The organism is Cyanobacterium sp. Dongsha4 (genome assembly GCF_036345015.1).
Lineage (GTDB): Bacteria > Cyanobacteriota > Cyanobacteriia > Cyanobacteriales > Cyanobacteriaceae > PCC-10605.
In genome coordinates this window covers 1,153,587-1,175,871 of the sequence record NZ_CP084098.1, presented here as the reverse complement: position 1 = coordinate 1,175,871, position 22,285 = coordinate 1,153,587, and the positions used below count along the sequence as shown (strand labels likewise).

At 35.2% G+C, this 22,285-nt stretch carries 20 protein-coding genes and 1 tRNA gene; 9 read left to right on the top strand and 12 right to left on the bottom strand.

The window, feature by feature from the left end:
- Positions 1-819 carry a phosphate ABC transporter ATP-binding protein PstB gene (gene pstB / locus Dongsha4_RS05020; RefSeq protein WP_330204631.1) on the top strand — a complete coding sequence of 273 codons (819 nt, stop codon included), beginning with the start codon at positions 1-3 and terminating at the stop codon, positions 817-819.
- A gap of 82 nt (positions 820-901) precedes the next feature.
- Here pstB and Dongsha4_RS05015 read toward each other — a convergent pair whose 3' ends face one another.
- Positions 902-1,537: an L-threonylcarbamoyladenylate synthase gene (locus tag Dongsha4_RS05015; RefSeq protein WP_330204630.1), complete on the bottom strand. Its 636-nt coding sequence runs from the start codon at positions 1,535-1,537 to the stop codon at positions 902-904.
- A gap of 282 nt (positions 1,538-1,819) precedes the next feature.
- Between Dongsha4_RS05015 and cofH the strand changes: the two genes are divergently transcribed.
- Complete coding sequence (gene cofH / locus Dongsha4_RS05010) at positions 1,820-2,926, top strand: 7,8-didemethyl-8-hydroxy-5-deazariboflavin synthase subunit CofH (RefSeq protein WP_330204629.1); 1,107 nt, start codon at positions 1,820-1,822, stop codon at positions 2,924-2,926.
- 271 nt (positions 2,927-3,197) lie between these two features.
- Here the strand turns inward: cofH and Dongsha4_RS05005 are convergent, their stop codons facing one another.
- A complete protein-coding gene (locus Dongsha4_RS05005) occupies positions 3,198-4,325 on the bottom strand; it encodes an aldo/keto reductase (protein WP_330204628.1) in 1,128 nt (375 codons plus the stop codon).
- Positions 4,326-4,354: 29 nt separating this feature from the next.
- Entirely contained in the window at positions 4,355-4,858 is a 504-nt protein-coding gene (locus tag Dongsha4_RS05000; protein ID WP_330204627.1) for a bifunctional nuclease family protein, read from the bottom strand.
- Positions 4,859-5,040: 182 nt separating this feature from the next.
- On the opposite strand from Dongsha4_RS05000, the gene nagA reads away from it, so the two are divergent.
- Together nagA and ovoA are read left to right on the top strand one after the other, a co-directional pair.
- Entirely contained in the window at positions 5,041-6,198 is a 1,158-nt protein-coding gene (nagA, locus tag Dongsha4_RS04995; RefSeq protein ID WP_330204626.1) for an N-acetylglucosamine-6-phosphate deacetylase, read from the top strand.
- 69 nt (positions 6,199-6,267) lie between these two features.
- Entirely contained in the window at positions 6,268-7,608 is a 1,341-nt protein-coding gene (gene ovoA, locus Dongsha4_RS04990; protein WP_330204625.1) for a 5-histidylcysteine sulfoxide synthase, read from the top strand.
- Positions 7,609-7,739: 131 nt separating this feature from the next.
- Here ovoA and Dongsha4_RS04985 read toward each other — a convergent pair whose 3' ends face one another.
- Positions 7,740-8,270 (bottom strand): Dps family protein, encoded by a 531-nt coding sequence (locus Dongsha4_RS04985; RefSeq protein ID WP_330204624.1) that lies wholly within the window; start codon positions 8,268-8,270, stop codon positions 7,740-7,742.
- A 231-nt stretch (positions 8,271-8,501) separates the two neighbouring features.
- Entirely contained in the window at positions 8,502-9,104 is a 603-nt protein-coding gene (locus Dongsha4_RS04980; protein WP_330204623.1) for a response regulator transcription factor, read from the bottom strand.
- A gap of 248 nt (positions 9,105-9,352) precedes the next feature.
- Between Dongsha4_RS04980 and pheS the strand changes: the two genes are divergently transcribed.
- The 3 genes from pheS to Dongsha4_RS04965 all read left to right on the top strand — a co-directional run bounded on the left by pheS (position 9,353) and on the right by Dongsha4_RS04965 (position 13,360).
- The gene (pheS, locus tag Dongsha4_RS04975) at positions 9,353-10,348 is read left to right on the top strand and encodes a phenylalanine--tRNA ligase subunit alpha (protein ID WP_330204622.1); all 996 of its coding nucleotides are present in this window, start codon (positions 9,353-9,355) and stop codon (positions 10,346-10,348) included.
- A 195-nt stretch (positions 10,349-10,543) separates the two neighbouring features.
- Positions 10,544-11,479, top strand: a complete 936-nt coding sequence (locus tag Dongsha4_RS04970; RefSeq protein ID WP_330204621.1) for a glycosyltransferase family 2 protein — start codon at positions 10,544-10,546, stop codon at positions 11,477-11,479.
- A 111-nt stretch (positions 11,480-11,590) separates the two neighbouring features.
- The gene (locus Dongsha4_RS04965) at positions 11,591-13,360 is read left to right on the top strand and encodes a hypothetical protein (RefSeq protein WP_330204620.1); all 1,770 of its coding nucleotides are present in this window, start codon (positions 11,591-11,593) and stop codon (positions 13,358-13,360) included.
- 245 nt (positions 13,361-13,605) lie between these two features.
- Here Dongsha4_RS04965 and Dongsha4_RS04960 read toward each other — a convergent pair whose 3' ends face one another.
- A complete protein-coding gene (locus Dongsha4_RS04960) occupies positions 13,606-14,808 on the bottom strand; it encodes a phosphoglycerate kinase (protein WP_330204619.1) in 1,203 nt (400 codons plus the stop codon).
- A gap of 100 nt (positions 14,809-14,908) precedes the next feature.
- Here Dongsha4_RS04960 and Dongsha4_RS04955 point away from each other — a divergent pair, with 100 nt between their 5' ends.
- Complete coding sequence (locus Dongsha4_RS04955) at positions 14,909-15,307, top strand: universal stress protein (RefSeq protein WP_330204618.1); 399 nt, start codon at positions 14,909-14,911, stop codon at positions 15,305-15,307.
- A 326-nt stretch (positions 15,308-15,633) separates the two neighbouring features.
- Here Dongsha4_RS04955 and Dongsha4_RS04950 read toward each other — a convergent pair.
- The 3 genes from Dongsha4_RS04950 to glnA form a co-directional block, all read right to left on the bottom strand.
- Positions 15,634-15,705: transfer RNA gene (locus Dongsha4_RS04950), tRNA-Gly, on the bottom strand.
- A 106-nt stretch (positions 15,706-15,811) separates the two neighbouring features.
- On the bottom strand, positions 15,812-16,483 hold the full coding sequence (locus Dongsha4_RS04945; RefSeq protein ID WP_330204617.1) for a response regulator transcription factor: 672 nt from the start codon (positions 16,481-16,483) through the stop codon (positions 15,812-15,814).
- Between the two features lie 269 nt (positions 16,484-16,752).
- Positions 16,753-18,174 carry a type I glutamate--ammonia ligase gene (glnA, locus tag Dongsha4_RS04940; protein WP_330204616.1) on the bottom strand — a complete coding sequence of 474 codons (1,422 nt, stop codon included), beginning with the start codon at positions 18,172-18,174 and terminating at the stop codon, positions 16,753-16,755.
- Between the two features lie 246 nt (positions 18,175-18,420).
- Between glnA and hrcA the strand changes: the two genes are divergently transcribed.
- Positions 18,421-19,497, top strand: a complete 1,077-nt coding sequence (gene hrcA / locus Dongsha4_RS04935) for a heat-inducible transcriptional repressor HrcA (RefSeq protein ID WP_330204615.1) — start codon at positions 18,421-18,423, stop codon at positions 19,495-19,497.
- 301 nt (positions 19,498-19,798) lie between these two features.
- Here hrcA and Dongsha4_RS04930 read toward each other — a convergent pair whose 3' ends face one another.
- From Dongsha4_RS04930 to Dongsha4_RS04920, 3 genes are all read right to left on the bottom strand, one after another.
- Complete coding sequence (locus Dongsha4_RS04930) at positions 19,799-20,227, bottom strand: restriction endonuclease subunit S (RefSeq protein WP_330204614.1); 429 nt, start codon at positions 20,225-20,227, stop codon at positions 19,799-19,801.
- A 103-nt stretch (positions 20,228-20,330) separates the two neighbouring features.
- Positions 20,331-21,470 (bottom strand): DNA-processing protein DprA, encoded by a 1,140-nt coding sequence (gene dprA, locus Dongsha4_RS04925; RefSeq protein ID WP_330205393.1) that lies wholly within the window; start codon positions 21,468-21,470, stop codon positions 20,331-20,333.
- A gap of 179 nt (positions 21,471-21,649) precedes the next feature.
- On the bottom strand, positions 21,650-22,120 hold the full coding sequence (locus Dongsha4_RS04920) for a DUF4079 domain-containing protein (protein ID WP_330204613.1): 471 nt from the start codon (positions 22,118-22,120) through the stop codon (positions 21,650-21,652).
- Positions 22,121-22,285: the final 165 nt, after the last annotated feature.

The following is a 22,285-nucleotide window of genomic DNA, read 5'->3' as shown; positions in this document are numbered from 1 at the left end:
ATGGAAGAATCTTACAAGAATCAAGAAGAATATCAACAACCAGAACCTGTATTGCAATTAAGGGATGTTGATATATACTATGGCACTTATAAAGCAGTTAGAAGCGTTAACCTCGACATTGCCAAAAATCAAATTACTGCTTTTATTGGTCCTTCGGGGTGCGGTAAAAGTACCATTTTGAGATGTTTAAACCGTCTCAACGACTTAATTAGTTCTTTTAAATTAAAAGGTAGAGTTACCTATCACGGACAGGATTTATACCATAAAGATATTGACCCTGTGGAAGTGAGAAAAAGAATTGGTATGGTATTTCAACGTCCTAATCCTTTCCCAAAAACTATCTATGATAATATTGCCTACGGTGCGAGAATTAATGGTTATAAAGGAGATATGGACGAGTTAGTTGAAACTTCTTTACGCCGTGCTGTATTGTGGGATGAGGTAAAAGACAAATTGGGAGAAAGTGGCTTTTCCCTTTCAGGAGGGCAACAGCAAAGGCTTTGTATTGCCCGTACCATTGCCGCTCAACCCGAAGTAGTATTAATGGATGAACCCTGTTCTGCTTTAGACCCCATTTCCACTCTGAAAATTGAGGAACTAATGCACGAACTTAAAGAAAATTATACCATTGTTATTGTTACTCACAATATGCAACAAGCCACTAGAGTTGCTGATATGACTGCATTTTTTAATGCTGAAGCTATTGGGGATAAGGGTAACAAAATCGGTTATTTGGTAGAGTTCGATCGCACTGAAAAAATCTTTAGTGATCCCCGTGAAGAAGCCACTAGAGATTATGTTAGCGGTAGATTTGGTTAAGCTCTTCTTGAATCTGTTGGACTGTTGAACTGTCAAACTGTCAAACCTGCCCTTACCCCTTCTCTTATCAGATAAATTCAGGTTATTTACGCAAATGAGAAGGTAACTCGATATGAGGTATTAAAGGGCGTAAATCATCATAGGAAATAATGCCGAAATTCATAATCGTTGGTAGCGGTAAACTACAATCAATTAAAGTGGTTCTAATGCCATATTTAGGTTTACCCCCATCGACAATTAAACTTACTTCCTTACCAAATAAGTCTTGTGCAGTTTTTGCATTTACTGCTCGATAGTCACCCCCCAAACTTGCTGTACCAGAAACAATCGGAAAAGGACATCTATTCACTAGATTATAAATAAAATCATCAGGACAAGAAACGAAAATAGTATTATGGCCAGCCGTTACCGTTTCAGGTAAATTATTGCGGTGAGGGATAATCACACTAATCGGGTAGGGAAATTGATTAACTAATATTTGAGCGTCTTTAGTTAAATTGCTATATTCAGAAATTCTCTCTTGGTTAGAAAGCAAAACTAGAGGTTTTCTGGGATTCCATCGTTTTAACTCATGAATCTTACTTGCTGAATTTTCGTTTAAACCATTGGCTAAAAAGATATAAACAATATCTGTATGTAAAACGACAATTTCTCCTCTACTTAAAACATCGATAATTTGAGGGATTATATTGACAGATTTGGGACAAATTTGACTCATGGTTATTATTTTTCTAAATAGTTATCTAGCTATATTTGATTAGTTAATCTAAACAGATAGATTATTATGCATCAGTTTTTATAATATCATTTGCGATAATTGCATGATTTTAAAATTGCATTATATTTATGTTTTAATTGCATTTTAGGGTGGTTGTAAAAATATGGGCAAAATGCTTTTTTACGAAATTAGAAATATTGGCAATTTCGAGATTGGGGGATGTTATTGAACTTAGGTAGGTTAATATTTATATGATTGCTTATCTTCATTGGTGCAAAGTTTATGGTTTTAAAGACGGTTTCTCCTTTTATTTCTTTCTCCGAGGGTGTAAGGGTGCTTCAATCAAATCGTCAGGAGAATAAACAATGGTTACAAAACACTGCTGATGAAATGAGACATCAACAAGTAGGGGATACTGTCACCTACGTAATTAACCGTAATATTAATTTCACGAATATTTGTGAGCAACATTGTAGTTTTTGTGCTTTTCGTCGTGATCAAGGAGAAGAAGGGGCTTTTTGGCTAGAAATTGAAGATATTATAGCTAAGTCATCGTTAGCGGTGGAAAAGGGAGCAACGGAAATTTGTATGCAGGGGGGTTTAAATCCTTTGGCAAAGGTTGATGGTAGCAGTTTGAAATACTATTTAAAACTTATTGGTGAAATCAAAAAATCTTTTCCTCAACTGCATTTACACGCTTTCTCCCCCCAAGAAGTACAGTTTATCGCCCGTGAGGACGGTTTGAGCTATGATGATGTCATCGTTGCCTTGCGTGATGGGGGAGTCAATTCTTTACCAGGTACGGCGGCTGAAGTTTTAGATGATACTGTGCGAAAAATTATTTGTCCTGAAAAAATAGATACTCAGACATGGATGGATATTATTTCTAAAGCACATCGTTGGGGGTTATATACTACTAGCACAATGCTATGTGGTCATGTTGAAACTTATGAGCAGGAAATGTTACATTTAACAAAAGTTCGATCGCTTCAAGAGTTAGCTTTAGAAAAAGGTTATCCTGCCAGAATTACAGAGTTTATTTTATTACCTTTCGTGGGAGAATACGCCCCTCAACCCTTGAGAAAAAGAGTCGGTAAAATCCAACCAGATTTAGATGCCACTCTCAAGTTAACAGCAGTTGCCCGTTTATTCCTCGGTGATATTATCCCCAATCATCAGCCCAGTTGGGTTAAATTGGGTTTACATGGTGCTATTGAAGCTCTTTCATGGGGTTGTAATGATATTGGTGGCACTCTGATGGAAGAACATATTACCACTATGGCTGGTGCGAAAGGCGGTACTTGTTTAGAAGTTCAAGAAATACAAGATGCGATCGCATCTATTAATCGTCCTTCCCGTCAAAGAAATACCCTTTATACCTTACTTTAACTGAGTTTGGAGTTATAAAAGAGGATTGAGGTTCAAATTGTTGGCAGAAATCATCGACATGACAAAATAAATAATCTAAATTAAACATAGGGCAGTAGTTAGTTGATGGTTTGCTATATTCAGCTTACTATCTGCCTGTTTTCTTATCCAAAACTGAGGTTAATTAACTTTTCCCTGACATCCCAATACCCCAATTCTTCGACATTCCAACCTCCCATCTAATTCCATTGTTAATCATCACTGATTTTTCTGTCTCTAAAACCTAAATATTTCAGCTTTCCCATAAACGTCTTCTTGCACTCCCTTTCAAGCGATCATGACTATCGGCTAATAATGCGGGTATATTGAGTTTTTCTGGGCATTTTGGTAAACATTCACCGCATTCAGTACATTTATCTCCTTTTCTCCCCCAAAACCAATGTCCTGCATTTTCAAACATTTGATAGCGATATTTTGCATATTCTGTCATTTCTAAGCCAACTCCTAAATTTCGTAATCTCAAGATTTCAGGAATATTAATATTTTCGGGGCAAGGAAGACATTGATAACATTGAGAGCAATGATCTGTTTTTAGAGTTTGCTTAAGGGTATTTTCTATATGGTTAAATGTGTCTATTTCTTCCTTATTTAAGGGTTCATCTTTGTCGGCAATTGTGAGAGGATAAATTAATTCTTCTGGGTTACTAGCACCTAGACTTAGGGTTGAAATACGGCGATCGCACAGTAAAAAGCGATAAGTTAGATGTAGAGGAGAAAAAGGTTTACAAAGGTTTTCTAATTTCGGAGAGGGTTGATATAGAAGCCCTCCTTTGTCGGCTGGGGAAATAATAAATACTCCTAAATCTAGTTTTTTTGCTAATTCTAATGCTGAATAATTACGTTGAAAAAAATAATAATAATGGATATTAATAAATTCAAACAAATTAGTTAAAATTGCTTCTTTAATTAGCTCTAAACTGCCATGACTAGAAAAGCCAATATGTTTAATTTTTCCTTCATTTTTTGCCTTAGTTAATATTTCTAAAAAATCTGTTTTTTGTATTAAATCTAAGTGTAATGGTGTATTTATTCCGTGAATAGCAAGACAATCTATATAATCAGTTTGTAGATTCAAAAGAGACTCATCTAACCATTGATTAAAAGTATTTTTATCTTCATGGGGGGTTAATTTAGTTGTAATAATAACTTTTTCACGGGGAATATTTAACTCCCTTAAAGCATGACCTAAATAGGCTTCGCTGTTACCATATCCTCTTGCTAATTCTAAATGATTAATACCTAACTCAAAGGCTTTTGCTACCGTTGACAATAACTGAGATTGACTATAGCAACAACGCATTAAACCGAGGGAAAACACGGATATATTTAGTTCTGTTTTGCCAAAACGGCGATATTTCATTGTTAATTACCTTTGCCCTTTGCCCTTTCTTAATCTTCGCTGTTGCTTTTTCTGGCTCGACGGATTAATTCTTCAGGGCTTAAATTGGAAACAAAATCTCGAAATGCCTCTCTTTCTTCCTCGTCTGCATCCCGATCAACAGGAATTGAAGCATCTAACACTACTTCTTCCATCACCCAAATAGGACAACCAGCACGTAAGGCAAGGGCGATCGCATCACTGGGACGACAATCGATTTGCTGTTCTAATTCCCCGCCTTTGAGACATAAAAGAGCATAAAATGTGTTATCTTCTAAAGCATTAATAATAATGCGATCAAGTCTTAAATTCCAAGCAGAAAGAATATTAACCACTAAATCATGAGTTAAAGGACGGGGGGAAACCTGTTGTTCTAATGCCCCAATAATTGACCTTGCTTGATCCTGTCCGATATATATTGGCAATGCACGGCGTTCTGTAGCATCCTTTAAGAGAATGATCGGACTCCTACTAATAGCATCAAGTGCGATCGCCGCCACTTTCATTTCAATCATTGATTTATTCCTCGAAAAGAATTTTAGCAGGTCAATAATTCCATTATAATTGCATTTTGTACCAAGTTTGACCAAAAATTTGAGATAGTTCAGAGTTTGGAGTTCAGGGTTCAGAGTTATTTAATTATTCATTCATAATTCTTGAAAACCTATTCTTATAAACTATTCATAAAAAATAAAGTATGACATTTACAAAAACTAGCTTTATCATCACTAACGGGAGGCTAGTAGGTTATTCTGACTTGCAAACTCTAGTGATTGAGAATGGTAAAATAAAATCCATACAACCCTCTCATTTAGACACTAATTCAGATTTGGATTTAGAAGGAGATTATCTTTCTTTAGGGGGAGTTGATTTACAAATTAATGGCGGATTGGGATTAGCTTTTCCTGATCTTTGTTTTGATGATATAGATAAATTACATGATATTTGTGCTTATTTGTGGTCAACAGGAGTAGATCAATTTTTACCCACTATTGTCACCACTTCTGTTGAAAAAATTCATCAATCTCTCAAGGTTATTCAAGAGTTTAAACGGGAAAAACCAAGAAAAAATGAGGCTGAAATTATTGGAGTTCATTTAGAAGGACCTTTTTTAAACTATGAGAAAAGAGGAGCTCACCCCCCAGAATATCTGTTACCTTTAACCCTTGATAACGTCAAAATGGTTTTAGAAGAATATGCAGATGTAGTGATAATAATTACTCTTGCTCCTGAATTGGATGAGAAAAAAGACGTTATCCCCTATTTGCAGTCTTTGGACATAGTGGTAAGTTTAGGACATTCTCAGGCTACAGCAGAAGAGGCAATGATTGCTTTTCAGCAAGGGGCATCCATGGTTACTCATGCTTTTAATGCCATGCCTAATCTTCATCATCGACAGGCGGGGTTATTGGGGGAAGCTATTGTTAATCCTCATGTTTATTGTGGTTTGATAGCAGATGGGAATCATGTTTGTCCGACTATGCTTAAATTGATTCTACAAGCTAGTAATTATCATCAAGGGATATTTGTCGTTAGTGATGCTTTAGCCCCCATTGGCTTGGGTGATGGTATTTATCCTTGGGATAGTCGTACTATTGAGGTTAAAAATGGCACTGCTAGGCTTCCTGATGGTACGTTGTCTGGTACTACTTTGCCTTTATTTGTGGGAGTACAAAATTTGTATGAATGGGGTATTTGTAATATAGAAGATGCGATCGCACTTGTGACTGATGCACCAAGAAAAGCCATCAATTTACCTTGTTTAGAGGTTAATTCCCCTGCTAATTTAATCCGTTGGAGAGAAGATAAGCAAAAGAAAAAACTCCATTGGCAAAGAATCAATAACCTGATTTGAATATAATTTTTTGGGAATTGAGATTCAATATAATGAAGAAACACAATCATCTTCGCCTATCATCAAAAAATGTTATTAACAAATAATCATAAAAACTTAATTTTAAATAATTGTAAAAAACAAGAAATTATTAATTATTTAAACAGTGCTTGGAAAACAGAAGATAGTTTATTTAAGAGTATTCAAGATGATAAAACTTTCTATTTAAACCCTGATTCTCTGCGTAATCCTCTTATTTTTTATCTCGGTCATTCGGCAGTATTTTACATCAATAAATTACTAATTGTTGGTTTATTAAACACTGGAATTAATCCTCTTTATGAAAAGTTATATGAAATGGGAGTTGATCCAGATACCCCAGATGAGTTACAAAATGCGATCGCATCTATTCAATGGCATGATGTAGAAGCATTGTGGGCATATCGTCACCAAGCACGGAATAAAGTAATAGAGATAATAGAAAAAACTCCCCTAGATTTACCGATAACTCCAGAAAGTCAATGGTGGGCGATAATTATGGGGATAGAACATCAAAGGATACACATAGAAACTTCCTCTATGTTAATACGACAATTACCCGTAGAATTAGTCGCAAAACCTTCATCTTGGCATTATGCCTCAAGCAAAGGAAAACCCCCCGAAAATGCCATGATAACAGTCAAAGGAGGAGTCGTGAACCTAGGCAACCCAGAAAAGGCTTATCTCTACGGTTGGGATGTTGATTTCGGTACAAGAGAAGTAATTGTCAATGATTTTGCCGTCAGTAAATACCCCATTACTAACTATGAATTTCTCCAATTTGTGGAATCTGGAGGTTATCAAAATCCAAACTATTGGCAAGAAGAAGGATGGCAATGGCGAGAAACAAATCAAGTTACCCATCCTAAATTTTGGATACTGAATAAAAATAGTTACCGTTATCGTCTCATGTTTGACGAGATAGATTTACCCCTCGATTTTCCTGTGGAAGTAAACTATCATGAAGCGATCGCATTTTGTAATTATAATAGTCAGAAAATAGGTCAAAAATGTACCATGATGAGTGAGGCACAGTGGCACTTAGCTAGTAGGAAAAACCAAGATGATGATAATAACTATAACCTCAACCTACAATATATTTCCCCTACCCCTGTTGGTAGCATAGAAACAGCACAAAGTGATGTAGGAATTTACGATTTAAGAGGAAATGTCTGGGAATGGTTAGCGGATATATTTACACCCCTAACAGACTTTCAACCTCATTATCTATATCAAGACTATTCTGCTCCATTTTTTGATAATCGTCATTATCTTTTAAAAGGTGGTTCGTGGGCTACCAATGGTTATGAAGCCACCCTCTATTATCGTAATTGGTTTCGTCCTCATTTCTTTCAACACGCAGGATTTAGAATATCACATCAGTGTTGTTGATTTTAGATATGATTTCTCATTTAGATGAGGTTAAGGGTAATGACGGGGCTATGTTTAATAAAATTCTCCCTAATACCCTACTAGCACCCTAACACCCCAATACTTTATGATTAAGCTAAACTGAGATTAATTTAACTTTCTGTAATCAATTCTCTCTCCTCTCTGATTCTTGGCTCAATATTTTTACCACCAATGAAAGAGCGTAACATCCATGCCATTTCTTCGTGTTGTTCCATAATACCCGTTAAGAAATCTGCTGTACCTTCATCATGAAATTTTTGAGAACATAAATCAATATGCCTACGAAGGTTGCGAATTATATGTTCGTGGTTTATTACTAAACGCTGTACCATTTCTGTAGAATTTGGTAAGTCGCTGGGATGTTCTTTCAAAGTTGTGTTTTCTAAAAATAGTTGTGCCGTGCCAATGGGGTATTCTCCTAAAGCTCTAATTCTTTCCGCACAATTATCTATGTTATCTGAAATGATCTCATATTGACCTTGCCAAATTTCATGGAGAGTTAAAAATTGGGGGCCAACCACATCCCAATGGTATTTTTTAGTTTTGATTTGCAGTAGGTAGAAATCTGCTAAGTTTTGATTTAATAATTTAACAACTTCCTGAATTTCTGTTTTGCTTAATCCGATATTAATAGTATTCATAAATTAATTTTTTCTTATCTGTACTTACTCTCTATCATGACAATTATTGAAGTTATTTTCATCTCTCAAAAGTATTAAATATCTCTATCGAAAGAAGTATTTTATTACAGAAAAATAGATTAAAAATCTAATCTTTTAAGATAAGTAATTTTTGGAATATAAATTTAACGGCAAAAGTTCTAGTTACTAGCACAGACTATATCAATATATCTCTTTGATTTATTGAATTTTTCAAATTATTTTATTTTTACAAGCAAAACTAGCTAATTCAGTACGATTAGTTGACCCTGTTTTTCTTAACAAATTACTCACATATTTTTCTACTGTTTTTGAGCTTAAATATAATTCCTCTCCTATTTTTAAGTTAGACAATCCTTTTATCAATAGCCCTAAAACTTGCTTTTCCCTATTAGTTAATGAAATCTCTAATTTTTTATCAGACTTAGTTTGACTTAATTGAATATTATGACGAGTAAATAAATGTTTGACGATGGCAATTAATTCTGGTGGATTAAAAGGTTTTTCTAAATAAATATCACATCCTGCTTGATAACCATTTACCCTATCTTGAATACCGTCTTTATTAGTTAAAAAAATAACAGGTAATAATTCAAACTCTTTTATATCTCTTAATTCTTTTACTAGCTCAAAACCATTTTTGAAAGGCATAATTATATCAGAGATTAATAAATGGGGATAATAAGTTTTTGCTAGAGAAATCGCTTCGTCTCCATTCCCCGCTAGAATGACTGAATAACCTTGTAATTCTAAACATTCTTTAAGTAAATTTCTAATAATTAAGTCATCGTCAGCCACCAAAATTTGCCATGTCATAATTATCACAATTTGAAAATATTTTTGTGTTAGGCTATTTACCTTCTCGATAATTTCATTCTATATCCATTTTTATTTGTTTACGAATGTTTATTTAACAATAATTAAAATAATAATTAGATTGTTTTAAATGTAACAATTTATGCTTATTTTTTTCTTTTATTATCACTCATTGCTATTTGATAAAGTTGCCAAAATGCTGAATAATTATTTACTGATAAACGACTATTAAGCTAAAATTAAAATTTATGGTAACAGATATAGAATCTCGACTTAAAACTCTTGCCGAGGAAGCCCAAGAAGCGATCGCATCTTCCGAGAGTTTATCACAACTAGAAGAATTAAGAGTTAGTTATTTAGGTAAAAAAGGTCAATTATCCCTCATTTTAAAAGAAATGGGTAAACTATCCGCCGAAGAAAGACCCCGTATCGGTGCGATCGCAAATGAAATCAAAACTACTATTCAAGATAACTTAAGTCATAAACAACAAAATTTACAACAAGCAGAAATCGAAAAGCAGATTTTAGCAGAAACCCTAGATGTCACCATGCCGGGGGTAAGCTATCCCTTGGGCAAATCCCACCCCCTACAAAGTACTATTGATCGCATCTTAGATATATTTGTCGGCTTAGGATATACAGTTGCCGAAGGACCACAAATTGAGAGCGACTACTACAATTTTACGGCCTTAAATACCCCAGAAGATCATCCTGCTAGGGATATGCAAGATACTTTTTATTTTGAAGATGGTAGTCTCCTACGCACTCATACATCATCCGTACAAATTCGCTACATGGAGAAAAATGACCCACCCATTAGGATTATCGCACCGGGTAGAGTTTACCGACGAGATACCGTTGATGCCACCCATTCCGCCGTATTTCACCAAATCGAGATATTAGCCGTAGGGAAAGGCTTAACCTTCACCGACTTAAAAGGTACAATCAAAGAGTTTCTCAGACAAATGTTTGGAGACGATTTACCCACTGTTTTCCGTGCCAGTTACTTCCCCTTCACCGAACCGTCAGCAGAAGTTGATGTACAATGGCAGGGTAAATGGCTAGAGGTGTTAGGATGCGGTATGGTTGATCCTAATGTACTCAAAGCTGTAGGTTATGATCCAGAAATTTACACAGGATTCGCCGCAGGGTTAGGAGTTGAGCGTTTTGCTATGATTTTACACAAAATCGATGATATTCGTCGTTTATATAATAGTGATCTCCGTTTTCTACAACAATTCTAACATGAGTTCGGAGTTCGGAGTTCGGAGTTCGGGGTTCGGAGTTAAACTTAAAAGAATATTTAGCGGAAATTATATCACTTTTCCCTGTTCCCTTTTCCCTTTTTCTGTGACTTCTGCAAGAAGTCCAATAAATTTATATCTCAGAGAGCTACTAATAGATTAGGATTAAATAATAGTCGTTTTTGGGATTTATTTGTGTTTTTTAGCGTCGTAATTCCTACCTATAATCGTTTACCGATTTTACAAAAATGTCTGAGGGCATTAGAAAACCAACAATTTGATACAGAATTAATCTCTAATTATGAAATTGTCGTGGTGGATGATGGCTCAACAGATGCTACTATCTCATGGTTAGACACGGAAAAAGCCAATTTACCCCATGTTAGACTATTTATCCAAAATCATCGAGGAGCAGGAGCGGCTCGTAATTTAGGAGTAGAAAATGCTAGAGGCGATCGCATCATCTTTATTGATAGCGATTTAGTAGTGACAGAGAGCTTTTTACAAAGTCACGCTCAAGCCCTAGTTACCGCCGAAAACAAATTACAATCTGACTTGATTTTTACCTATGGTGCGGTTATCAACACTTGCAACTTTGATAATCCTACCTCAGAACCTTATAAAATTACAGACTTCTCCGCCGCTTATTTTGCGACAGGTAATGTAGCCATCAAAAAAAAGTGGTTAATAGAAGCAGGAATGTTTGACACCATGTTTAGTCAATATGGTTGGGAAGACTTAGAATTAGGAGTAAGACTGAAAAAACTAGGCTTAAAACTAATTAAATGTCCATCAGCAGTAGGTTATCATTGGCATCCTCCCTTCAATCTCGAACAAATACCCCAATTAATTGAAAAAGAGATAGAAAGAGGCAAAATGGGGGTAATTTTTTATCAGAAACATCCCACCTATGAAGTTAAAATGATGATTCAAATGACATGGTTGCATAGACTATTATGGGGTATTCTTTCCCTTGGCGGTAGTTTGAATGAAAAAACAATGAAACCCCTTTTGCAATGGTTAATTAATCAAGGAAAACCCCAACTAGCCCTTGAAATAGCCAGAATCTTTCTTAATTGGTACAACGTGCAAGGAGTCTATGATGCTTATAAGTTAAGTAAAAACACTTAAATTTTATTAAAAAAAATAAGTAAATAAGATTTATCCATATAATACTGTTAGACCAAAAATAAATAAATACTCATAAAAAAACTCTTATAAGAAAACACGGAGGAAAAATTAATGCCAGTTTTATTCTTACTTATAGGTTTAGTCGTTGGTGCGGCAATATTGTGGTTTATTAACAAAGATAAAGTTGATGCTTCTCTAGTTGAAGCAGAAAGGCAGAAAGTTTTAAACCAAGCCGAGGGAGAATTTGAAGCCCGAAAACAAGAATTAATTGCTTCTTTAACTCGAGAATATGAAAACCAAGCTAATGAAAAAATTGCTGAAGTTGAAAGTAGTTACAGTAACCAAATTCAAGAATATCAAAATCAAATTAGTCAATTACAAACAAATATTACCTACCTAGAATCACAAACAGAGCAAGTAACAGACATACAAAGCAGAATCAGTGAGTTAGAAAATGCAGAAACTCAGATTTCACAGTTACAAGCCAAAATTGCCGAATTAGAGGCAGGTAATGGTGATTCTGATGAGGTGGATGGATTAAATAGCAGAATAGCAGAACTAGAAACTCAATTACAATTACAGCAACAGCAATTTGAAGATTATCAAAATCAGCTACAACAGTCTTTTCAAAGCCAGATAGAAGATTTACAAAATAATCATCAAACGGAAGTAGAGAGCTACAACATAAGAATTCAACAGCTTGAAAGATTAATTCCAGATCCTAACGCTATTATAGATTCTATTGCAGGTACGGAAGACACTTCAGAAGAATTTTTACAAGAAGAAAACTCAGATATTAATAATCAAGAAGAATCCCTAATAGAAGAAACTCCTGATTTTGGTGCTTTTTCCGAAGAAGAATCTTCTTTTGATATGTCAGAAGAATCTAGTCTTGCCACTGAAATCGCAACACCTTTTGATAGTGTAGAAGAAGTTGAAGAAGCCTCTTTAACCTTTGCAGAAGTGGAAGAAGAAGGTCAAGATTTTGTATTTACTCAAGATGATACTTCTGAAGAATCTTCTCTCGACTTTTCTGAAGAGGAAGCTAATATAGCCACAGAAATTTATCCCCCTCTTGATTTAGAAGAGGTGCAAGAAGAGGTTAGTAATGAAGTTGAGGAAGAATCACCTTTTGACTTTGGTGCAGATGAAAGCGAGGGTGAAACCCCTGATTTTGCTTTGGAAGAAATTAGCGAAGTTGAGGAAGAATCACCTTTTGACTTTGGTGCAGATGAAAGCGAGAGTGAAACCCCTGATTTTTCTTTAGAAGAAATTAGCGAAGTTGAGGAAGAATCACCTTTTGACTTTGGTGCAGATGAAAGCGAGAGTGAAACCTCTGATTTTGCTTTAGAAGAAATTAGCGAAGTTGAGGAAGAATCATCTTTTGACTTTGGTGCAGATGAAAGCGAGAGTGAAACCTCTGATTTTTCTTTAGAAGAAATTGATGAAGATGATTCTAGCTTAGATTTTGTGATGGATGAAAATGAAACAGAAATAGATATGTTTTCTTCTGAAATGGATATGTCTAGTGAAGATGATTTAGGAGATGATTTGAATTTAGATGCTTTTGGAGAATCTCAAACAACTTCTAGTCAAGATGAATTAGATATTTTTTCTGATGATTCTGATTTTTCTTCCACTGATGATGAATTGTTAGAAATTAGTAGTGATTCCGATGATGAATTTAATTTTGATTATACTACTGAATCTGCCAGTGCTTCTGCATCCATCGATAATGATGAGCAAGATGATATTTTAGGAAACCTAGAATTGTCTGACAATGATGATAATGATTTAGGTTTAGATTTTGGCTTGGATGATGATTCTGATGAGGAGGATTTTGACTTAGATAGTCTTTTAGAAGATTCTGATAAGAATTAATAATTAAGACAAGAGGTGTTAGGTTGCAGGTATCGGGTGTCAGGTTAAATAAAAACTTGTTTTATAATAATGGGTTGGTTTTTCATAAATTTGATAAACTAAACGATTAATAACATTGTTTGTCGTCACCTACTGTAACTCCACTCAAACTCCTTATTTAATAGAAGTCTTACCTCAACAAGATAACAAAAAAATCAGGGGTAAAAACCCCTAACTCATTACTCGTTACTTATTACTAAAGTCAATTAGGCTTCATCTAAAGCGGCAATACCGGGTAAAACTTTACCTTCTAATAACTCTAAACTAGCACCGCCACCAGTAGAAATATGACTCATTTTCTCAGCAACACCGACTTTTTCTACGGCGGCAACGGAATCACCACCACCAATGATAGTAGTTGCTCCTTTTGCGGTAATTTCTGCTAAACTATGTGCGATCGCCTCTGTGCCTTTTGCGAATTTCTCAAACTCAAATACACCCATAGGACCATTCCATACTACAGACTGACAATCAGCAAGGGCATCTTGGAATGTTTTGATGGAATCAGGACCAATATCTAAGCCCATCCAACCATCGGGAATACTTTTAATATCAACAGTTTGAGCGTTTGCATCGGGAGCAAAATTATCGGCTACAATTACGTCAGTAGGTAATAAAAATTCTACACCTCTTTCTTTTGCTTTTGCTTCTAAAGCCTTAGCTAAATCTAATTTATCTTCTTCTACTAAAGACTTACCAACACTTAAACCACGAGCTTTGTAGAAGGTGAAAATCATACCACCGCCGATGATTAATTTATCGCATTTTTCTAATAAGGTTTCGATAACACCAATTTTACTAGAAACTTTAGAACCACCAATAATAGCTACTAGAGGACGTTTAGGAGATTCGATCGCACTTTGTAAGAATTTTAACTCTTTCTCGATCAGGAAACCAGCCACATTAGGGGATAAATAGTGAGTAACCCCTTCAGTGGAAGCATGGGCGCGGTGAGCAGTACCAAAAGCATCATTAACGTATAAATCAGCATTACTAGCTAATTTTTTCGCAAATTCAGGGTCATTGGCCTCTTCTTCATTGTAAAAACGGAGGTTTTCTAATAAGACAACATCACCGTTAGCCATCCCATTAACCGCATTAGTAACATCATCACCAATACAGTCATCACACTTAACTACATTTTTACCCAATAACTCAGAAAGACGAACTGCCACAGGAGTTAAACGGAGACTATCCTTTACTTGCCCTTTGGGACGACCCATGTGACTACATAAAATTACTTTAGCACCTTTAGAAATTAAATCATTAATAGTAGGTAAAGCCGCTTTGATACGAGTATCATCGGTAATCGCACCATTATCCATAGGCACGTTAAAATCTACGCGCATTAATACTCTTTTACCTTCTAAATCAGATTTTGTTAAATTTGCAACACTTTTTTTAGCCATAGTGATATTTTGGAATATTTATCAGACAATAAAAATAGAAGAAGTAAAAAAAATTACTCTTTGCCGATTTTACCTGACAATGTCACTAGAGGTAAGTGCTATGTTCAAAAACATTCTATTTCCCATTGACCAAAGTAGAGAAGCCAGAGAAGCAGTTGCCGTTGTAAGCAACATCGTTAAAACCTATGAAAGTAAACTATATCTGCTATCAGTTGTAGAAACAAATAAAGAACAAGATGAGGTTATGAGCGATATGAAAACCGTTGCTCAATTACTCAAAAATGCTCAAGATTTATTTTCCCAAGCTGAAATTATGGCAGAAGTCATAGAAAGAGAAGGAATGCCTCCTTTTGTTATTTGTGATGTTGCTGATGAGATTGAGGCTAATTTAATTATTATGGGATGTCGTGGCTTAGGTTTAACTCAAGAAGGAGTTGAAGATAGCGTCACTAATCGGGTGATTAATCTTGCCCCCTGTCCTGTTTTAGTTGTACCTTAGATAAATTAGGAACTATTCTAATTAATAACCTGAGTTCGGTATAAATTTTCTTTCATCTATGAGTGATGGCGAAAAGGGCAAAGGGCAAAGTAAAAAGGGCAAAGGTGAATAGTGTTGGGGTGAATAGTTGATAATTAAAAATTAAATATTAAAAACTCTGAACTCCGAACTCCGAACCCTTATCCGATATTCTTAAACCGAACTGAGGTTACTTTAAATTTTATTTTGTAAGAGATATATTACTTGTTTCTCTGAAACCTGCTATCTGAAATCATACAGATAAAAGAAGCAAGAATTAAGATTAATTATTTTTTAAATTTCAAGTAAGCGGGTAACGCGATTCGAACGCGCGACATTCACCTTGGCAAGGTGACGCTCTACCACTGAGCTATACCCGCATTTTTTGTTTGCGACATTTAATATTGTGTCAAAAAAATAAAAAAATGTCAAGGTTTTTCTTAAAAAATTTCCCATTCTCAAGCTAAACTCTTAAGAAAGTGAAAGTCAGTCTTTCAATACATAACCCACTCCTCTAACAGTCTGAATAATTCTTTTTTCCTTATTTGATTCTAATTTCAGTCGCAAGTATCTCACATACACTTCAATAATATTGGAATCTCCGCCAAAATCATAACCCCAGACTTTTTCCAAAATTTGGTCACGGGTTAATACTTGTCGAGGGTGGGAAATTAAATATTCCATTAAGTCATATTCAGTGGCGGTTAAATCGATGATGCGATCGCCTCTTTTAACTTCACGGGTACGACGATTTAAGCTCAAATCAAGAAAATGCAACTCATCAGGGTCTTCTTCACTATTTTTACGCAAGTGAACCCGTAATCTTGTCAATAACTCTTCAATCCCAAAAGGTTTAACTATATAGTCATCCGCCCCTGCATCTAAACCAGCCACACGATCACTAATTTCATCTTTTGCCATTAAAAGAATAACAGGAATCATACAACCAATACTACGCAATTGACGACAAACATCAAAACCAGACATTTGAGGCAACATCCAATCGAGTAAAATCAGGTCAGGGTTAACTTTTTGAGCAACTTTTAACCCTTCTTTTCCATCTAGTGCGATCGCTACTTCATAACCCTCATACTGCAATTCTAACTCCAAAAACTTAGCTAATTTTTGCTCATCCTCTACCACTAAAATCTTACTCATCTTTCTCTCAATCTTTCTCTATGGTTTATATTTTAACCTCAATTCGTGATTCAAGAATATAGAACCCATTAAGACCTAAGTTCGATATATAATTGTCCGATGATGTAAGAGAAAAAAGAATTATCAAATAATCATTTATAAACTTTTTATTTTTATTTAGCCTGATACGTGCTACCTGTCATCGAAAACCTTTTTTAAGAATCCAATTACCCAATAAAAAAGGAGGCAACAATACCTCCAGAAAAAAGAGAAGTTATCAAATATTTTGTTTAGACATCGTAATACAATGCAAACTCATAAGGATGAGGACGAAGACGCATGGGGTTAATTTCATTGTCTAACTTATACTCAATCCAATTATTGATAAAGTCGCTCGTAAATACACCACCTTCTGTTAAGAAAGCATTATCTTTTTCCAAAGCCTCTAAAGCCTGTTCTAAAGAGCCAGGAGTAGAAGGAATTTTACTTAATTCTTCGGGGGAGAGATCGTAAATATCCACATCTAAAGGTTCACCCGGATCAATTTCATTTTTAATGCCATCAATACCAGCACAAAGCATTGCCGCAAAAGCTAAGTAAGGATTGCTAGTAGCATCAGGACAACGGAATTCTAAGCGTTTGGCTTTAGGATTTGCACCAGATAAAGGGATACGCACAGAAGCCGAACGATTACCTTGAGAGTAAGCTAAGTTAACAGGAGCTTCAAAACCCGGAACTAAACGCTTATAGGAGTTAGTGGAAGGATTACTAAAAGCTAAAATCGCAGGAGCGTGTTTTAAAATACCACCGATATAGTGTAAAGCCATTTTGCTTAAGTTGGCATAACCATCGCCCCAGAATAAAGGTTGACCATCTCTCCAAATAGACTGGTGAGTATGCATACCTGAACCATTATCATTAAATAAAGGCTTTGGCATGAAGGTGACAGTTCTGCCGTACTTCTTAGCAACATTTTTAATCACATACTTATAAGTCATTAAATAGTCTGCCGCCTCTATCAAAGTAGCAAAACGAAAACCTAACTCATTCTGTCCACCAGTCGCAACCTCATGGTGATGCTTTTCAATGGGAACACCACATTCAGCCATAGTTAAAAGCATTTCCGTACGCATATCCTGCATCGTATCTGTGGGAGGTACGGGGAAATAGCCTTGTTTGTAACCCGGTTTATAACCTAAATTTCCGCCTTCTTCTTCTTTTCCAGAATTCCAACGTCCTTCTACACTGTCAACATAATAGTATCCCTTGTTTTCCGTTTGATCAAAACGAACATCATCAAACACGAAAAACTCCGCCTCAGGACCAAAATAAGCAGTATCTCCGATGCCACTTTGAGCTAAATACTCTACAGCTTTTTGAGCGATACTACGAGGATCTCTGGAGTACCATTCCCCAGTACGAGGTTCTTTGATACTACAAATCATACTAAGGGTAGGTTCTTTGCAGAAAGGATCAATCCATGCAGTGGTAGGATCTGGAACCATTGCCATATCAGATTCATTAATCGCTTTCCAACCACGAATACTAGAACCATCAAAAGGCACACCATCCACAAAAGAAGACTCGTCTATTTGATCGTAGTAAAAAGAGCAATGTTGCCAAGTACCGGGTAAATCGATAAATTTGAGGTCGATAATTTTGATATTCTGATCTTGAATCATTTTCAAGACTTCTTGGGGAGTTCCGGGCATTAAATTATTTCTCCTTTATTTCTTGTCGTTACTTTTATGTCTTACTCACAAGTCTTAATCCTAAGCACAGTCAAACCTAAGTTTTGTAGCGATTGATACATCTATATAAATATTTATTTTCTTTATGCTAATTTTGCATAACTGATGGAAGACATAGCAAATATGTAAAGAAAAGTTATACTAGCACCATATAAACAAACAATTTTTATAATCTTTTTATATTTAATTACTCCAATCAAGCATAAGATGACTGTTCAAATTAAACTCAATGAACGCCATCATAAAGTATTACAGGCAACTATCAAACATTACATAGCAACGGCTGAACCAGTGGGGTCAAAAACTTTGATGAAAGAGTATGACTTTAGCGTCAGTTCGGCGACAATTCGTAATGCGATGGGGAAATTAGAAAAGGCTGGTTTTTTATATCAACCTTATACTTCTGCCGGGCGTATCCCCTCAGATTCAGGTTATCGTGTTTATGTGGATCAACTTTTAACGGAACAAAATACAGTTAAAATTTCCCTTGATCCTTTTCTCGATGCCACTTGGCTCAATTTATCTGGGCGTTATGAAATTCTATTTCAAAAAATAACCAAAATTCTTGCGGAAGTAAGTGGTTGTATCGCCTTAATTACCCTGCCTCAAGTCTCAGGGAATATTATTCGTCACTTGCAGTTAGTCCGAGTTGCCGATGATAAAATTATGTTGGTGATCGTTATAGATAATTACCAAGCAGAATCTTTTGTCCTAGATAGTCAGGAGTTAAGGTCTGATTCGCAAAAGTTACACACTGAAGTCTTTGATAGTGAATTGGAAATTTTATCGAACTTTTTAAATCATAAATTAAAGGGTAAATCTCTAAAAGAAATTAATCATTTAGATGGTGGTGAATTGGACAATGATTTTAAACTTTACACAGATTTTATTAACCATTTACTAATAAAAATAAAGTCTAGCTATCATTTGGCTCAAAGTACACCAATTTTACTACAGGGATTCTCACAATTAGTGCAACAACCTGAATTTTCAAGTATAGATCAGGTAAAAATACTATTAAATTTCTTAGAAACAGAGCAAAAACAGCTTCTACCTCTTTTATTTAATATTAACGAAAATCTGGAAGAAAAGAGAGTAAAAATTCATATTGGTTCGGAAAATCCATTGGAATCAATGCGTTCTTGTAGTTTAATATCTGCCTATTATTTTCAAGAAGATTATCCCGTGGGTAGTGTTGGTATTATTGGACCTACTAGAATGCCTTATGAACAAGCGATCGCTCTTGTAGAATGTACAGCTAATTATCTTTCTGAAAAAATGTAATTGGTTGAGGTTTTCATCACTAAACCCTACACCTAACAGTAGGGAATTTTTCATTCATCGAGTTATTTTCAGACGGCAAAGTATCTATGAACAGACCATCACAGAGAGTAAATGCTAATTAAAACAGATGATGTACTAGAGCTTTTTTAACAATAATATAGACTCAGATGATTAATTGTATATAACGGTACTTAAACTAAAAATATCAAACTATGAGTCTCAAATCCTTATTAATCAAAGATTTTACATCGATTGATAACTTTTCCTTTGATAGTAGGAGTTTCAGCCATTTTTATCGTGTTTACCTAAATCCCTTACGCTGACTGTATTTTAGGCTATTTTTGTACAAAAATTTCTCAAAGTACCGATAAGCAGACGGTAAAGCTAAAGCCGATTCTAATTGAGCTTCTATGGCTTTTCTTGCCCTTTCCACTGCTGACATTTGCTCATTCAATATCGATGCGATGCGTTTTTGTTCATCTATCGGCGGTAAAAGAATTTCAAGGGTTTTCAGATTCTCTTGATTAAGTGCGACCCTTTCTAGCCCTCTTTTGTCATGTTCGGTTATAAAATAATATGAAGAAAAAGAGCAAATAAATAGTTGGAAAAAAAGTTTAAAGAAAATAATGATGATGATTGAGCCATTAATTTTATTTTGGTTAATAACACCATGGTTAAAAGTAGCAAATTCATCTGTATTATTAGAGGGATTCAATAATTTACTATCCATAGCACATGAGTCAAAATTATATTTTTCTACAGGATAGTTTTAGCTATTTCGTGATAGTTGGTTCGCAGTTTGACAAAAGAGAGCTATAGTGTTTCCCAAAGACTTATTTTTTATACATCATACCGGGTAATTGGGTAACTAATCCTTCTAATTCCAACTGTAGTAAAATGCCCGATACCTCCGCCGATGTTAAATTCGATTGATTAACAATAACATCAAAGGGAGTGGGAGAATATGCGATCGCATTATATACTATACTCAAAGGCTCTGATAAATTAGGTTTCGGTGTTTCAGACAAAACAGGAGGAGCAGAAGTTTGGGCAAAAAGGGACAACTGCTGAGGGGAATTTAAGTCGGGAATAGCTCCTAAACTAGATAATAACTCTTGTTCAGTAATAATTATTTCTGCCCCATTATGAATTAAACGCAGACACCCCCTTGCTTGAATATTGTTAGGACTGTCTGGTAAAGTATAAACATCTCGATTAAATTCTGTTGCATAATGGGCAGTAATCAAAGCACCCGACTTTTCAGGAGCTTCCATCACCAGTATCGCACGACATAAACCCGCCACAATCCGATTTCGAGCAGGAAAATTTCCCCTTTCTGGAAGACTTCCATAATCATATTCAGTCAAAATTAGTCCTTTTTCGGCGATTTCTGCCATTAATTGCTTATTATTGCTAGGATAAACTCGATCGAGTCCATTTCCTAAAACTGCAATAGTTCTTCCGCCCCCATCCAAGCAACCACGATGAGCTATAGTATCGATTCCTTCCGCCAATCCAGAGACAATAGTAAAGCCGTTTTGTGCCAAAGCCTTGCTAATATTATAAGTCCATCTTTTACCGTGTTCAGTGGGTTTTCTAGTGCCAACAATACCGATAAGAGGGGTTAAACCTTGATTTTCAGAAATGTTGATTTCTCCTTGATAGTATAAAATGGGAGGAGGACTAGGAATTTCTAATAATAATTGTGGATATTCTCTTTCAGAAGGGGTGAAGAATTGCGAATTTTTTTCCCTATGTTTTATGTATAGTTCTTCAGGATTTATTTTTCCCTTTTCTTCTTTAATTTTATTAACTAATTTTTTCCCTATTCCCTCTATTTTTAGCAATTCTGACTCATTTATATTCCAAGCGACTTCAACACTGCCAAAGCAATCATAAATTTTTTTTAAAGAAACTGCCCCAATTCCTTTTATTTTTGACCAAGCCAACCAATATATTTTTTCCTTTTCAATATTCTTCATTCTTTGATTCTTTTTTTGCCCTTTGCCCCTTTTACTTTAACCTTTCCATATCCCCCAACACCTTAATACCCTAACCATACTGAAGAAACTTATAACTTGAGTGATTTACAAACTTCTTTTTCCTTTCCCTCTTTTTTCTCAGTATCTTTGATATTCCCTAACTGATTTGACTAGAGATTGCTAATTATTTTCTGTACAATTTGCATACCAGTCACCGCTTGCCAACCAAAAATCAATAACATACTCATATTTAAGCCAACATGGGTAAATCTGGCAAAATCATTACCTTTCTGCATATAAGGCACAAGAGAAACAGATAAAGCAACCATTGCCATCATACCTAAACCTGCCAGTAAATGAGGACCTACAAATAATTTACCATTATTAATATAGGTGACAGCCATTCCCCCTACTGTACCTAATACCACCAATGCCATAAAAATTGAACCTACTTTGTGATGACGGTTAGCAAAATTGCCTTTGATTAATTCTTTTCTGTCTTCTTTACTAGCTTGACGGGTTTTTTTGACTTTGATGCCAAGATATAAAGCATAAATTGCCATAGCAAATAACACCCACATCATAACGGGGTGTCCAAATTGAGACCAAGTTTTCACTGCTTCGGGTATTTCAAAATTCATGGTTTTGAGAAAACATTTAAAATAACTTCATATAATTTAACATAATTAAGGTGCGATCCCATAAGGAATCTAGTACCCATTGACAACAGAAAAAAAATTTCATCGCAATAACCGTAAATGCACAGAGTAACAAGATTATGTCACAATCAGAAAGAGAATAAATTA